This is a genomic window from Bacillus xiamenensis (assembly GCF_000300535.1).
Taxonomy (GTDB): Bacteria; Bacillota; Bacilli; order Bacillales; family Bacillaceae; genus Bacillus; species Bacillus xiamenensis.
The window spans coordinates 66,210-80,777 of sequence record NZ_AMSH01000008.1; the positions used below are offsets into that span (position 1 = coordinate 66,210).

Annotated in this window: 12 protein-coding genes and 1 other annotated feature; of the genes, 2 read left to right on the top strand and 10 right to left on the bottom strand. The window is 41.1% G+C overall.

All coding sequences use genetic code 11. From position 1 onward, the window contains the following. Positions 1-17: 17 nt before the first annotated feature. From BA1_RS05135 to BA1_RS05145, 3 genes are read right to left on the bottom strand one after another with little or no spacing between them, the layout of a single operon-like run. Complete coding sequence (locus BA1_RS05135; protein WP_008356438.1) at positions 18-542, bottom strand: hypothetical protein; 525 nt, start codon at positions 540-542, stop codon at positions 18-20. After that, entirely contained in the window at positions 539-1,651 is a 1,113-nt protein-coding gene (locus BA1_RS05140; protein WP_008356440.1) for a glycoside hydrolase family 88/105 protein, read from the bottom strand. Before BA1_RS05140 ends, BA1_RS05135 begins: the two co-directional genes overlap by 4 nt. Before the next feature lie 18 nt (positions 1,652-1,669). Next, positions 1,670-2,635: an ABC transporter permease gene (locus BA1_RS05145; RefSeq protein ID WP_008356442.1), complete on the bottom strand. Its 966-nt coding sequence runs from the start codon at positions 2,633-2,635 to the stop codon at positions 1,670-1,672. Between the two features lie 231 nt (positions 2,636-2,866). Between BA1_RS05145 and BA1_RS05150 the strand changes: the two genes are divergently transcribed. After that, positions 2,867-5,167 (top strand): helix-turn-helix domain-containing protein, encoded by a 2,301-nt coding sequence (locus tag BA1_RS05150; protein ID WP_008356444.1) that lies wholly within the window; start codon positions 2,867-2,869, stop codon positions 5,165-5,167. 36 nt (positions 5,168-5,203) lie between these two features. Here BA1_RS05150 and BA1_RS05155 read toward each other — a convergent pair whose 3' ends face one another. The 7 genes from BA1_RS05155 to BA1_RS05185 form a co-directional block, all read right to left on the bottom strand. Continuing rightward, positions 5,204-5,575 (bottom strand): winged helix-turn-helix transcriptional regulator, encoded by a 372-nt coding sequence (locus tag BA1_RS05155; RefSeq protein ID WP_003217763.1) that lies wholly within the window; start codon positions 5,573-5,575, stop codon positions 5,204-5,206. A 114-nt stretch (positions 5,576-5,689) separates the two neighbouring features. Further along, on the bottom strand, positions 5,690-7,186 hold the full coding sequence (locus BA1_RS05160; RefSeq protein WP_008356446.1) for an extracellular solute-binding protein: 1,497 nt from the start codon (positions 7,184-7,186) through the stop codon (positions 5,690-5,692). Between the two features lie 25 nt (positions 7,187-7,211). Continuing rightward, a complete protein-coding gene (locus BA1_RS05165) occupies positions 7,212-8,072 on the bottom strand; it encodes a carbohydrate ABC transporter permease (RefSeq protein ID WP_145939434.1) in 861 nt (286 codons plus the stop codon). Positions 8,073-8,290: 218 nt separating this feature from the next. Continuing rightward, entirely contained in the window at positions 8,291-9,043 is a 753-nt protein-coding gene (locus BA1_RS05170; RefSeq protein WP_008356450.1) for an NAD-dependent epimerase/dehydratase family protein, read from the bottom strand. A gap of 46 nt (positions 9,044-9,089) precedes the next feature. After that, the gene (locus BA1_RS05175) at positions 9,090-9,992 is read right to left on the bottom strand and encodes an alpha/beta hydrolase family protein (RefSeq protein WP_008356452.1); all 903 of its coding nucleotides are present in this window, start codon (positions 9,990-9,992) and stop codon (positions 9,090-9,092) included. A 130-nt stretch (positions 9,993-10,122) separates the two neighbouring features. Further along, positions 10,123-12,537: a leucine--tRNA ligase gene (gene leuS / locus BA1_RS05180; RefSeq protein ID WP_008356455.1), complete on the bottom strand. Its 2,415-nt coding sequence runs from the start codon at positions 12,535-12,537 to the stop codon at positions 10,123-10,125. A gap of 97 nt (positions 12,538-12,634) precedes the next feature. Continuing rightward, positions 12,635-12,856: a binding site (T-box leader), on the bottom strand. Between the two features lie 103 nt (positions 12,857-12,959). Next, positions 12,960-13,289, bottom strand: a complete 330-nt coding sequence (locus tag BA1_RS05185; RefSeq protein WP_223249904.1) for a DUF4257 domain-containing protein — start codon at positions 13,287-13,289, stop codon at positions 12,960-12,962. A gap of 422 nt (positions 13,290-13,711) precedes the next feature. Between BA1_RS05185 and ytvA the strand changes: the two genes are divergently transcribed. Beyond that, entirely contained in the window at positions 13,712-14,551 is an 840-nt protein-coding gene (gene ytvA, locus BA1_RS05190) for a YtvA family blue-light photoreceptor (protein WP_008356458.1), read from the top strand. Positions 14,552-14,568: the final 17 nt, after the last annotated feature.

Here is a 14,568-nt window from a genome sequence, read left to right on the forward strand (position 1 = left end):
ATTCCCCACCCCTTTGACTAACGATTTTCACGAAGCTGTTTCATAAGAGACAGCGCCTCTTCTGATTTCTCCGCATATATAGGAATGAAGGCGACCATATCTCGATGTAATCGAAAGGTATAGCCATTTAGCTGCTTCGTTCCTTTATTGATTTGGACCGCATAATCGATTGTATGCCCCGTCTTTGGATCTTCAACCGTGTACGGTCCCGCCCCTTCACCATCTATCCCCATCTCTTCGAGCAGCTGAAAGCTTTCAGGATCATCATACGTTCTAAACATTTCTTCTGGGACAAGCATCACGTCCCCCTCTTTTGCGGTAATTTCAACAAGAAGCTTCTCAGGAATTGCCGGGAAGATGTGAACGTCATATGTCTCCTGATTCGGCTGAAAAGCCTTTTTCACTAATTGATCTTTCATTCCCTTTGACATGTCAGAAAAAATCAGGACATCGATCCCTTCTGTTTTCCCCTGACAGGCTGACAAACAAAAGGCAGCGATGAAACTCAAAAGCCATGCAGCAGCCCTTTGACGCCGCCTCATGCCTTTTGAAACACAGACAGCTTTTCTAGCTCAGTTAACGCCATAATAAAAGCGCCTGCTCCATGCAAATCATTTGTACTCCGCTCTCTTCCAACGTAATAATCATAGAATCCCGCAGATGTTCCAATGCAGATATCGTTTACAACAAAATCACCGTTCTCTTTTTCCGCCGTCTTATACTGAATCAAGCCTTGATACGCTTTGACAACGTGATCAACATATCGAAGACTGACATATCCCTCATTCATCGCTTTAGCCATTGCATACATAAATAGACAAGACCCTGAGCTTTCAAGCCAATTGTCGCTCTGGTTGCCTTTATCAATGATTTGATACCAGAGACCAGTCTCATCATCCTGATACTTAGCCACACTTTCCAGCATATCTGTCAGTGTATCCTTCCACACCTTTCGCCCTTCATGTCCCTCTGGCAGATCCTCGATCATATCGGCTAATGCAAGGACATACCAGCCAAAGGATCTTGCCCAAAATTCCGGGGAACAGCCGGTTTTTTCATCTGCCCATGGCATCACTTTCCGTTCATCCCATGCGTGATAGTAAAGGCCGGTTTTTTCATCTTTTGTATGCTTTCTCATGAGGTGCTCCTGGTGGATGACCATCTCCACAAGCTCCTCCTCTCCTTTCAACTGAGCATACTTTAAAGCAAAAGGACCACCCATATAGAGACCATCAAGCCACATTTGATAGGCATAATGGTCTTTATGCCAAAATCCGCCCTCAGACGTGCGATTGAGCGTGTGATAAAGACCGCGCAGCTTTTCTGCTGCCCGCACATACCGCTGCTCTCCTGTTCTTTCAATTAACGGAAATAAAATGAGCCCTGCTTGGATCGCATCAAGTTCATCTCTGCGAAATAACAGATTTCCATGATCATCAATGAGTGCGTCCGCATAGTTTTTCACATAATCGACATACGCCTCGTTCCCGGTTACTTCGTAAAGCTTCATCACACCGCAAAGGAACACCCCTTGGTGATAGTGCCATCTTCCCGCTGGCGGAAGTTCAATCGGTGTATACGCTTTCATTATTGTCTGTGCTAATTTCTCTGCTTGCTCAAGCGGTGATAGCTGTTCAGTCGATACTGTCATTGATCTTCATCTCCCTTTTTAGTAAATACCTTCTTCCCCAAACTTCTTCGCTAAACGATTCGCCATCATGACCAAAATAAGTCCAACGGCTGCTTTAAATAAACCAACAGCGGTACTATAGCTGAATTGTCCTTGCTTAAGACCAGCTGTATAGACGTACGTATCAAAAATCTCTGCTACTTCCCGGTTCGTTGCATTCAGCAATAGATAAACATGCTCAAAGCCAAGCTCTAATGTATCACCGATTTTTAAAATCAGCAGAACGACAATGACGCTCTTAATCGCAGGAAGGGTAATATGCCACATTTGTCTCAGCCTGCCGGCTCCATCCATTTTCGCTGCTTCATATAACTGTGGATCTACCGCCGTAATCGCCGCAAGATAAATGATTGTCGACCAACCTGCTTCTCTCCAAATCACCTGTAAAATGTACATCGGTCTAAACCATTCTTGACTAAGGAGAAAGTTAATCTTCTCTCCTCCAAAGAACGCAATCAATTCATTAATTAACCCACCATCTACCGTTAACAAAACAAAAGATAAGGACACAACAATGACCCATGACATGAAGTGAGGGATATAAATCATCGTCTGAACAAATTTCTTAAACAATGCCAATCTCACTTCGTTTAACAAAAGAGCTAATAAAATCGGAATTGGAAAAAAAATCACGACATTCATGGCGAATAGAATTAACGTATTTTTTAATAAGATGAAAAATGTTGGTTCTGTAAACAATCGAATAAAGTGTTTGAATCCAACCCACTCACTCCCAAGAATGCCGAGAAACGGCTGATAATCTTGAAAGGCAATAATCAGTCCCCACATCGGTACATATTTAAAGACAATAAAATAGATGAACCCCGGCAAAATCATTAAATACAAAAACTTTTGACTAAGTAATTGATTAAGTAAGCGCTTTCTCTTTTCTTTTTTCAAAGCTGCCGCAGGCACACCCTTGGCAGTGACATCCTGTGTTTTCATTGATAAAGCCTCCCCCTCATGCTGATGCATGTGTTAACTGTATCTTAAGGATGAAAAATCCGTCTACAATCATATCATCAGATCATATTTCCTTAGGGGGTGCTACTCAAAACGTTACATAAAACATGAGAAAATGATCCTAATCTCAGAAAATGATTATTGACAAACCTACCAGATTTTTGGATTAATAAATTAAGGGGAAAAGTTGCTTCGTTTGAAATGGGGGGTTTTATGAAAAGAAGGCAATATAAATTTTATTACAAGCTTGTGACGTTTTTTTTCATGCTTAGTACAATTCCTGTAATCATTGTCGGTATTTTCTCTTATCAGCATTCGCAAAAAACTGCACTTGAAAATATCTCAAATGAAAAGCTGGACAGCATTAAACAAACACAATCCAATATTGAGCATATTTTAAAGACAGTAGATCATTCTCTCACTCACTATGTCAGTTCGCCGCCTCTCCTTCAAACACTGGCTGAACCTTTACATCCAGACCAATTCCAGCTTTATAATCAAGTACAGCAAGAACTAAATTACCTGCAAACCTTCGATACCGACCTCTCCAATATTACACTTGTTAGTAAGATGGAGGATTGGTACATGAACAATTCCGGTCTTTATCATCTAACGAATGGAGACCAAGAAAAAGCGTTAACTTCTTACCTCAATATTCCGAGTCACTCTAGCTGGGCACTTGAAGAAAATAATCCACTTGTCGCAACAAAAGAAGGAAAAACGTCCTTTTGCAAATACAATGTGAACTTAATTAAACAACTTCCTATGAACAGTGTTCAAAAAAAGGGAGTCGCCGTCGCCAGCATTCCAAGCTGCACGATTGCTGACAACATGCCTGACTTCTCTCAATCTGATAGTATGATGGTCATTGATACAAACGGAAAAGTGCTGCTACATAATCGCAAAGAACAAATCGGTGAATCTTTGAAAAACCAGGATTTCGTCAAGCGTGTGCTGTCACTTGAAGAACGATCAGGACAATTTGATACGAAGATTGATGAACTCAACTATCAAATTACATTTCAAAAATCAGACTATAACGAATGGACGTACCTATCCTTTGTCTCCATTCCAGAACTCAAACAGCAAACGAAATCAATTGGATGGATTACCTTTATTATTTGCTCTATTTTGTTAGCGCTTTCATTACTATTTTCATGGTTTGGTTCCAGACACTTTTATAAACCGATCCGCTTATTATACGAATCCTTTGCACGCAATGAATCCTTTTTGCATAAGCAGCCTTTCCAAAATGAGTTTGAATTAATCGAGTCGAGCATTAAACAAATGAAAGATCAAAACAATGATTTAGAGGAACGCATTGAGCAGCAAGTGACCCATTTACAGCAATACTTTATGGTGCGGCTTTTGCTCGGAAAGCTGACGGAAGAAGAGATTAACAATCGATTCCAAAGTTTAGGCTTCCCTCGTGAATGGTCCCATTTATCCATGCTTGTGACCCAAATTGATACGCTGAAAGGAACGCCGTATGAAAAAAAGGATGCTGACTTGCTCTTGTTTGCGATCAATGGACTGATCGAGCAAATTATTCCGCAAGATGAGCACCTTCAGCCAACCGTTGTCAATCAGCATCAAACAACGATCATCCTCAACCAATCAAAGTCAGAGGAAGAATTTACTGAATATTTAAACCAATTAGCTGAAATCATTCAGCAGCGTATCGAGGAAGAGCTTGGTTTGTCAATCAGCATCGGTATTAGCCGCCAGTTTAAAGAGCTCACCATGGCAAAACATGCGTATATTGAAGGGAAAGAAGCCTTAAAATATAGACTCAAAGCAGAGAAAAAGTCCATTATCTTATATGAGCATATCCAGCCAGGAAAGACCTTTAAAACCCACTTTCCCAAGCAGCTACAGCATGATTTATTTGATGCGATCAAAGCTGGCGATCAAGGCAAGGCGGATCACTATTTACATGTGCTCCTGCAATCCATTTTTTCTAAAAATGCTGGACCGCACGAATACCATATCGCCCTCGCCCGCTTTTTAAATAATTTGATCGAGCTGATGCATTTGCTTGGCATTGAATTATTTGAGGTGGAAGACAATAAAATGCTCTATGATACGATCTTTGAATTTAAAACCTTTGAAGACACAGAGGCATGGCTGAAGCATGAGATCATTCGGCCGATCATTGATCAGCTTGGTGCACGTGAAGACTCGCAGTACAAAAATATTTCAGAGAAAATCATCCATATCATTCATCAAGAATTTGACTCAGATCTCACCTTGGATGAAATCGCCACACGCCTGCATTACAATCCAAATTATTTAAGCAGTATTTTCAGAAAGGAAATGGATATCTCCTTTAGTGAATATCTTTCGTCCTACAGACATCATGTCGCCAAAAACTGGCTTGTCGAAACGGATATGTCCGTGAAAGAAATTTCCGAAAAGCTAAAATATAAAAACCCGCAAAATTTCATTCGCTCCTTTAAAAAGCTGGAAGGAACGACACCTGGTAAATATCGCGATCAGAAAAAAGGCATATAAAGCAAAGTCCCGCTCTCACAAGAAGCGGGACTTTATTTATTTAAACTGTTCATTGAGAATACTGTCTTCCAGCACTGAAAGCGGCTCTCCATACACTCGTTCAATATGGGCTGCTCCCCAATCACATAATGCATTCAAAATTCTTTCGAGTGACTGTCCGTATTCACTTAATTCATATTCCACTTTAGGCGGCACTTGTTCATACACAATGCGGTTAATCACCCCGTCACTTTCAAGCTCTCTGAGCTGCTGTGTGAGCATTTTCTGTGTGATGTTTGGCATGAGCCGCTTTAATTCACTCGTCCGCTTTTTCCCATGTGTCAAATGGCATAAAATGACGCACTTCCATTTCCCGCCAATGACCTCAAGCGTTGCCTCCACAGAAATATTATATTTCTTCTTTTCCATCGTTTCTTCACTCCTTATTGTTCTGAACAGGCACTTTAACGAATTGGTCCTGATCCAGATAACTTTGACTTTTAAAGAAAACACCCCGCTTTTTTGCTAAGCGGGGCGTTTTGTTTATGATTTTTTAAAGGACGCTTCATATTCCTCGATGATTTTATTTCCACCATTTGATTTCCACTTCTCTATATCTTTCTTAAATTGCTCTTCGTTTATATCTCCAAGAATGAACTTATAGGTGGCATCATCAATGATTTTTTTCAATTCGTTTCCACGCTCTGATGCTGTTTCTGAATACAGGCTTTCAGCAGGGTTGGCGACGATGATTTTTTTATTGTCTTCTTCCAGCTCTTCGTATTTTGTTCGAACTGGGTCTCCTTTATTTTTCAAGTAACGTTTATCAATCCCTACAAGGCTGACAAGCGGCTGTACATCTGTCTGCCAGCTTTTCACTTGGCTTTCTTCTCTCACAAATGTATTTCCATCTTGCTTGTTATAATGCTTTCCATCAATCCCGTAAGTCATGAGACCATACACATCTTCTTCAGCAATGCGGTCAAAGAAGGCCAAAATTCGCTTTAACTCCGCCTCTGTTTTGACGCTTGTTTTAGGGAATGCGAAGATACCATTATGACCGCCTGATGCCCATACACGTTCTTTGCCATCTGGGCCTTTGATTCGGTTGATAATGTCCACTTCCATGTTTTTATCGGTAGCGTCATCTCTTAGGTTCACCGCATCGACCATATTTCCAACATAAATGCCCGCTTTTCCTTGTGAGAACAATTCCTGCTGCTGTGTTTTACTTGTGACAGGGAAATCTTTGTTAATATAGCCATTGTCACGCAGCTTTTTCATGTATTTCATTGTATTCATATACTCATCTGTCATAAAGTCTGGTGTGAATTTGCCGTTTTCTTCTTTCCAATCTGTCGGCATTCCTTCATACGAACCAAGTGTTTTAAATGCCCCATAAATCAAATCGTTTCGATCTGTAAAGCCAATTGTATCGGCTTTTCCATTTTGATTTGGGTCTTTTTCAGTAAATGCCTTGGCTACTTCATAAAGATCATCCAACGTTTTTGGTGTATCCAAATTTAAATTTTCAAGCCAATCCTTTCGAATGACAATCCCTTGTCTTGAAAGCGGTCTCTCTCTATAAATACCATAAAGCTTACCGTCTATAGAGGCGTTTTTATTAATCAGTTCGTTCATCTTACTTAAATTTGGATAATCCTTTAAGTACGGACCGATTTCCCAGAACATGCCTGATCTGAACGCATTAATCGCCGACGAATTCTTAATGTCTTGAATCGTCACAATTTGTGGGAGATTCCCGGCGGCAAGTGCTGAATTTAAACGGTCTTCCTTCACCGCATCAGGCACCCATGTAATATCAAGCTCTGTATTTGTGAGCTTCTCAATCTCTTTTAATACCGTATCTTTCGGCGGCTGCTGGTGATACAAAATGGCCATCCATGTCAGCTTCACCTTTTTGTCTAAATCAACCTTTTCATCTGATGAGCTTGCTCCCTTACTTGAACATGCTGACAAAATGCCGCTTGCAGCAAATAACAAAACAAACGCAATCAGCCATAATTTCTTTCTCCCCATATGATCCCTCCGTTGTTCCATCTTTTTAACCCTTTACAGAACCGAGTAATGCCCCTTTGTTGAAATGCTTTTGAATAAATGGATAGACAAGCAGCACCGGAATGGTCGCCACAACAATAACAGCCATTTTAATGGTTTGGTCTGGCGGCGGCGTAGATGATCCCATATCCGACATATCTCCCTGCATTCCGCTTGATACAATGACGATTTGTCTCAGGAGTACCTGAATCGGCCATTTCACTGAATCATTTAAATACAGGATGGCAGTCATGTACGTGTTCCAATACGTCACGGCATAAAAAAGTGAAATCGTCGCAATTGCTGGCAAAGAAAGTGGCAGCACAATTTTAAAGAAAATCCCTAAATCATTACAGCCATCCATCTTCGCTGATTCTTCAAGGCTTGCCGGAATGTTTTGAAAGAAGTTTTTCAGAATGATCAAATTGAACGCATTGATGGCTACTGGTAGAATAAGTGACCAGTAAGTATCAAGCAGACCAAGTGTTTTCACGACAATAAACGTCGGGATCATTCCCCCGCTAAACAGCATCGTGAAGACAACGAGAAACATGAGTGTTCTCCGGCCTTTTAGCTCCTGACGAGACAGCCCGTATGCCATGAGTGAGGACAAAAACATGCTGACAGCTGTTCCAACGACCGTGACAAGAATGGAAACGATGAGGCTGCGATATACAATATCTGTAGAAAAAATATAGCGATAGGCCTCAAGAGAAAACGTCGTCGGAAACAAAATAAACTTCTTTGAGATGACCTCTTCTACTGTAGCAAAAGAAGCGGCAATGACATGGATGAACGGGAGCACACATATTAATGCGAACGTGAGTAGAAAAGAGTAATTAAATAAATTGAACAATCGGCCTTTAATAGAACGATCTATGTTCATCACGCCCTTTCTTTGTAAGCGTTATCATTTCGTCTGGAAATAAGCTGCAGCCTTTGACGATATCGTGATTAAAATGTACCAAACGAAGGAAGAAAGCGTCTATAATCATCTTGACAGACCCCGCAGGTGATCATGCCATTCGTGCTTTTGTGCTTAGGAAACAAAAGAATAAGTTCATGAGCTAATGTCATGATTATGCCCTATGCCTGATCATCTTCTTCAAGGATTTCTGTTGTATTCACATCTGGCCTGTAGCCTAGCTCCTCCCTCGTTTTATGAGTAGACCAAGGCTTTTCTTCATTCTCTGATACAGCATAATATGTCCCAAACGGAATATCCGTTTCAATGGCTGCCTTCGTCATGCCAAAGAGATCTTCATGTGAAAGCAGTGTTCTTTTCGTTCTTTTTTTCTTGTGTAATTCCTCCTTCTCATCTGCTGCGACAGTTCCAATACGCAAATTAATGACAGATATCCCAGTTTGATCATGAAACAAACGTCCTAGCTGTTCGGAGGCAAATTTTAATATGCCATACACATTTTTTGTTGAAGGTACATCATCCGTCGTAATCTCTCGCCCTAATAAAGAGCGCCCATCCTTTTCATATCGATCTGTCACATGGTTACTGCTTGCAAAAATGACTTTTGGAATGCTTAACCGGGCCGCTGAACGAAACATATGATAGGTGCTTCTCCAAAAAACATCATTCATTTTTGCAAATTCCTCTGCATTCATCACATCATGCGTCATATCCATGTTCAGAAGGTGAATGATGGCATCTGTATCTTGGGGAATGGCTTGATACAACTCCTCTTCATCATTCGCATCTGCTAAAAGAACTTTTTCTGCACATCTTGTTTGATCAATGATGGTCACGTCATACTCAGAAGAGAGCTCTTTTGTTAATAGACGTCCGATGATACCACATCCGCCAATCATGGTGATTTTTTTCATCTGTCTCCTCCTTCTTTTGACGTAGTATGTCCAAGCCTTCTATTGATTACAGCCACTTTTTCAAAAAACGTGTCGCCTCGTGCCGCATGGTAGCGGTTTCAAAATGACCTGCATGAAGACCAACAAGCTGATACCGTTCCTTTAATGAGGCCGCTTGATAGATTTGACTTAATGTCTGCTGAATCCGCCCAACACCCGCAGCGGGTGTGAGCTGATCGTGTTTCCCGACTAAGCTTAAATGAGGTCTTGGAAAGATCATTTCCTGGATGTCAGCTGCTGTAAAATGTTTGGCTAAGCTCGGTACATAGTAGTAAAAGCCATGTCTGTCTAAATTGTTCGTTTCAATCAATGTGTGATGATCAACCTGCGCGCAAAGATCAATACACACACTGACCCTCTCATCAAGTGCAGCCGTCCACCATGAAAGAAGGCCACCCATTGACATCCCAAAAACTGCTAATCTCTCTGAGAGCACATCGGAACGAGACAGCAAATAATCAATCGCACACATGCTTTCATACAGCATCATGCCCCACATCACTTTTCCTGTTAACAGCATTTCCTTGAAAATTTCACTTTCCGTTCTGCCCCTTCTTTCCCCAAAGCCTGCATGATCTATTGCCAGTACACTATATCCTTTTGAAGTAAATTCTTTCGCATAAGAAGGCGCCTGCAAATAATGAGCACCCTTTAATAACTCATCTTTTCCATCCGTATAATTCCCACCATGGGAGTGCTGGAACAATACCACAGGTCTTTTTTTGACTGTATCCTTTGGCTTCACAAAATAAGCCGGAACTTCCTCCACTCCATGAATAGAGAGAATGAGTGTTTCAACCAAGTACGATTCACGTTCCTCAATTTTTAACGTATACGCCTCTACACGATGGCGCTCTGGCATTTCTCCTAATAAGTTGAGCAGTTGTTCACGTTTGCTTTCCTTTTCCATTGACGTCACTCCTCATTTTCTTGATCAACTTTTTAAATACGAGATCGATGGGGAAATCACCTTGTTTTCGACAAAATTATGTCCCGGGAAATAAAGAACACCCACCGGTTGATACCGATGGGTGTAATCATTAGTTCGCAACAATATTGACAAGCTTTCCAGGAACCGCAATCACTTTACGGATTGTTTTCCCTTCAAGCTGTTCTTTGACTCGTGCATCATTTTTCGCAAGTTCTTCTAGCTGCTCTCTTGTTGCATCAGCAGGAACGGTTAATTTCGCCTTTACTTTACCATTCAGCTGTACGACAATTTCCACTTCGTCATCGACAAGCTTCGACTCGTCATATTGTGGCCATGCTTCATAAGAAATGGACCCTTCATGACCAAGTTTATTCCAAAGCTCTTCCGCTAAGTGAGGGGCAATTGGAGAAAGAAGTTTCACAAAGCCTTCAGCATATTCTTTCGGTAATGTGTCAGCCTTATACGCATCATTGATAAACACCATGAGCTGTGAAATTCCTGTATTGAAGCGTAAACCTTCATAATGATCCGTCACTTTCATCACTGTTTCATGATAGCTGCGTTCTAATTCGCCGCCTGATTGCTCTGTCACTTTATCACTAAGTGAGCCATCTTCATTTGTGAATAGACGCCATACACGATCAAGGAAACGACGAGCACCATCAAGTCCTGTTTCAGACCAGGCGATTGACGCATCTAAAGGCCCCATGAACATTTCATAAAGTCTTAATGTATCCGCTCCATGAGATTCTACGATGTCATCTGGATTGACAACATTTCCTTTGGATTTACTCATTTTTTCATTATTTTCACCAAGAATCATCCCTTGGTTGAACAACTTCATGAAAGGTTCTTTTGTTGGGACAACGCCGATATCATACAAGAATTTATGCCAGAAGCGCGCATATAACAGATGCAGTACGGCATGTTCCGCTCCACCAATATACACATCAACTGGAAGCCATTTTTTTAGCTTTTCAGGAGAAGCAAGCTCTTCTGTGTTATGTGGATCAATGTAACGTAAGAAGTACCAGCAGCTTCCTGCCCATTGTGGCATTGTATTGGTTTCACGGCGGCCTTTTTTACCTGTAACCGGATCTACAACTTCAACCCACTCTTTGATATTGGCTAAAGGTGATTCACCTGTTCCGCTTGGCTTAATTTCAGTCGTCTTAGGCAAAATCAGTGGAAGCTCCTCCTCTGAAACAGCTGAAGATGTTCCGTCCTCCCAATGAATGATTGGAATCGGCTCACCCCAGTAGCGCTGACGGCTGAACAGCCAGTCTCTTAAACGGTACGTGACCTTCTTTTCACCTTTCTGATGTTCTTCAAGCCATGCAATGGCTTTTTCAATCGCTTCTTCTTTCCCTAAGCCATTTAAGAAATCAGAGTTAATGTGTGTTCCATCACCTGTGTAGGCTTCTTTTTCAATGTCTCCGCCTTCTACAACCTCTTTGATTGGAAGATCAAATGTTTTGGCGAATTCATAATCACGCTCATCATGGGCAGGTACTGCCATAATCGCTCCTGTGCCATATGTAGCTAACACGTAATCTGCAATCCAAATCGGCATCTTTTCACCATTTATAGGATTGATCGCATACGCACCTGTGAAAATGCCCGTTTTCGTTTTAGCAAGATCTGTCCGCTCTAAGTCACTCTTAGATTGAATCTCTTTGATATATGCTTCCACTACTTCTTTTTGAGCAGCTGTTGTTATTTTTTCAACAAGGGCATGCTCTGGTGCAAGAACCGCATATGTTGCACCAAAAAGTGTATCAGGACGCGTTGTAAAAACGGTAAATTGTTCGTCATGTCCTTCGACTTCGAAGTGAACATGTGCACCTTCAGAACGTCCGATCCAGTTACGCTGCATATCTTTGATGCTTTCAGGCCAATCAATGTCTTCTAAATCTTCTAACAGCCTGTCCGCATATGCTGTAATCTTTAGCATCCATTGCTTCATTGGACGTCTTTCAACAGGATGTCCTCCGCGTTCACTTTTCCCGTCAATGACTTCTTCATTTGCAAGAACTGTACCGAGTGCTGGGCACCAGTTCACTGGTACTTCATCAATATACGCCAGCCCTTTTTCGTACAATTTCAAGAAAATCCACTGTGTCCATTTGTAATAATTCGGATCTGTCGTGTTGATTTCCCGATCCCAATCATACGAGAACCCTAGTGATTGAATTTGGCGGCGGAAATTATTGATGTTCTCTTCTGTAAATGCAGCCGGGTCATTTCCTGTATCCAGTGCATATTGTTCTGCTGGAAGACCAAATGCGTCCCATCCCATTGGATGAAGAACATCATACCCCTGCATACGTTTCATACGTGATAAAATATCCGTTGCTGTGTAGCCCTCAGGATGCCCAACATGAAGCCCTGCTCCTGATGGATATGGAAACATATCAAGCGCATAAAACTTTGGTTTATCTTCCGAGTCAGATGTGGCGAATGTTTTATGTGTCAGCCAATAATCCTGCCACTTCTTTTCAATTTCCCGATGCTGAAAACTCAATGTGAAAACCTCCTTTAATATGTACGGCTTTATCTGCTTAGATGACCACTGCAAGAATTCAGATTTTTCTAAAATCAACAAAAAACCCTCATCCCTGAAAAGGGACGAGAGATTTTTTGTTTCCCGCGGTACCACCCTTGTTAGCGTAACTTACTGTTCATACGCTCACTTAATATCTTTAACGCAGACATGCGACAGAAGCTTTAACGCAACTGCAACTCTGAGGCGAGTTCAGAAGCAGATTTGATTGACTTTCACCAGCCGTCAATTCTCTAAAGACAAATACTGCTTTCCTACTACTCCTCTTCACTGTTCTTATCGTAACCGTCATCTAAGTAGTATTTTATAGAATTATGATCATAAGTGCAAGCAGGTTTGTATACAATGGGAATGTACCCTAGACTAGGGTAAAGTAGAGGATATTATTCGTGTGGAGATCGGTTATGACGGTTGGAGTCTGCATCCTGTGAACGCTGTTCTCTGACAAAATCGAAGCTTCGCAGAACTGCTTCTCCTCCGTAACCTGAAATAATTGATAAGATGACCAAGTGCAGACTAGAATCGGGATTTGAGGATAAGACAAGCAGCGTAGCGGCAATCATCCCAACGAGCCAATCTTCAATAAACCCTAGATAAATAAACTTTTTTGTCATTCTGGGCTTCTCTAGCCTGCCTTTTTTCTTTACGTGACCGAGAATGCCCATGACCCCTCCAATGGCGCAAGCAATAATGACTTGTTGCAGCATTTTCATCACCTTCCTAAAGCCCTTAGAATAGTAAAGCGACTTCAGGCTGTCCAGCCCCCTGTAATGCCATTCTGCTGTTCCGTCATAATCCATGTAAAAGGTCTATTCTCTCTAACGAAGAAAAAAAGCTTGTTTCTTCCATTATATGTGAATGACCCAAAAACAACTTGATGCATTGGAATCATTTTTACCTAATCCATATTAACTATTTCTGTCATTTTATGAATTATGAGTAATTGATCCCTTCTTTTTCTAATGAAAAGTCTCCTTACTTATTCTATTCTAATGGAGGACAAACTATGATGACAAATTTAACAAAGCGTTTGCAATCATTGAAACAGAACATATGTTATGTTACGTTTATAAGGAATTGGTTTGGTTGAAAAAACCATTCTACATGTCTGATAGTAGCAGCAAAGGAGGGTAATATGGTCAGCTCGAACATCTTCGGCTTGCAAAAACAGCTTGAACTCATAAAGAAAGCGCTAGATCATGCGCGGATTGGTGTTGTCATTACAGACCCTTCTTTAGAGGATAACCCTATCGTTTATGTGAATCATGGCTTTACACAAATGACTGGATACAAACCAGATGAGATTCTTGGGCGTAATTGTCGATTCCTCCAAGGGAAAGACACAGATCAAGAGCAGCTTGCTCTAATACGTCATGGAATACAACACAAAACACCTATTACCACACAGCTCAAAAATTATAAAAAAGACGGCACTTTTTTCTGGAATGAACTCAATATAGATCCTCTATACATTGAACAAGATGACAAAACATTTTTCGTTGGCTTTCAAAAGGATATTACGAAACAGAAAGAATATGAACAGCTCCTAGAAAATTCGTTAAAGGAAGTCACCTCTCTTTCGACGCCAATCGTCCCAATCAAAAATGGTGTGTCCGCCCTCCCACTCATCGGAACATTATCTGAAGAACGCTTTGATGCCATTGTCGCGAAGTTAACTTGTATATTAGATGATTCAAAGGATGATTATTTAATTGTCGATCTTTCTGGTTTAATCGATGTCGATGATTCCGTTGCAGCACGAATTTTCAAGCTGCATCACCTTCTGAACTTAACTGGAACGGAACTGATCATCACTGGGATCAAACCACAGCTCGCAATGAAAATGAAAGACTTGGATACAAATTTACAGAATACAATTACTTATTTGACAGTCAAAGAAGCAATTAAAGAATTGCCATTAGCTGAAAACCTTTGCAGTCTAGGAAGGACGAGTACCGGCGCGGAGCGAATTTGACATTAGTGACCACCGGC

Bases quoted from the DNA above. Each gene is read 5' to 3' on its own strand.
- BA1_RS05175 (WP_008356452.1), bottom strand. From the start codon at position 9,992: ATGGAAAAGGAAAGCAAACGTGAACAACTGCTCAACTTATTAGGAGAA.
- BA1_RS05185 (WP_223249904.1), bottom strand. From the start codon at position 13,289: ATGAAAATGCTGCAACAAGTCATTATTGCTTGCGCCATTGGAGGGGTC.
- BA1_RS05140 (WP_008356440.1), bottom strand. From the start codon at position 1,651: ATGACAGTATCGACTGAACAGCTATCACCGCTTGAGCAAGCAGAGAAA.
- BA1_RS05135 (WP_008356438.1), bottom strand. From the start codon at position 542: ATGAGGCGGCGTCAAAGGGCTGCTGCATGGCTTTTGAGTTTCATCGCT.
- BA1_RS05150 (WP_008356444.1), top strand. From the start codon at position 2,867: ATGAAAAGAAGGCAATATAAATTTTATTACAAGCTTGTGACGTTTTTT.
- BA1_RS05170 (WP_008356450.1), bottom strand. From the start codon at position 9,043: ATGAAAAAAATCACCATGATTGGCGGATGTGGTATCATCGGACGTCTA.
- BA1_RS05155 (WP_003217763.1), bottom strand. From the start codon at position 5,575: ATGGAAAAGAAGAAATATAATATTTCTGTGGAGGCAACGCTTGAGGTC.
- ytvA (WP_008356458.1), top strand. From the start codon at position 13,712: ATGGTCAGCTCGAACATCTTCGGCTTGCAAAAACAGCTTGAACTCATA.
- BA1_RS05160 (WP_008356446.1), bottom strand. From the start codon at position 7,186: ATGGGGAGAAAGAAATTATGGCTGATTGCGTTTGTTTTGTTATTTGCT.
- BA1_RS05145 (WP_008356442.1), bottom strand. From the start codon at position 2,635: ATGAAAACACAGGATGTCACTGCCAAGGGTGTGCCTGCGGCAGCTTTG.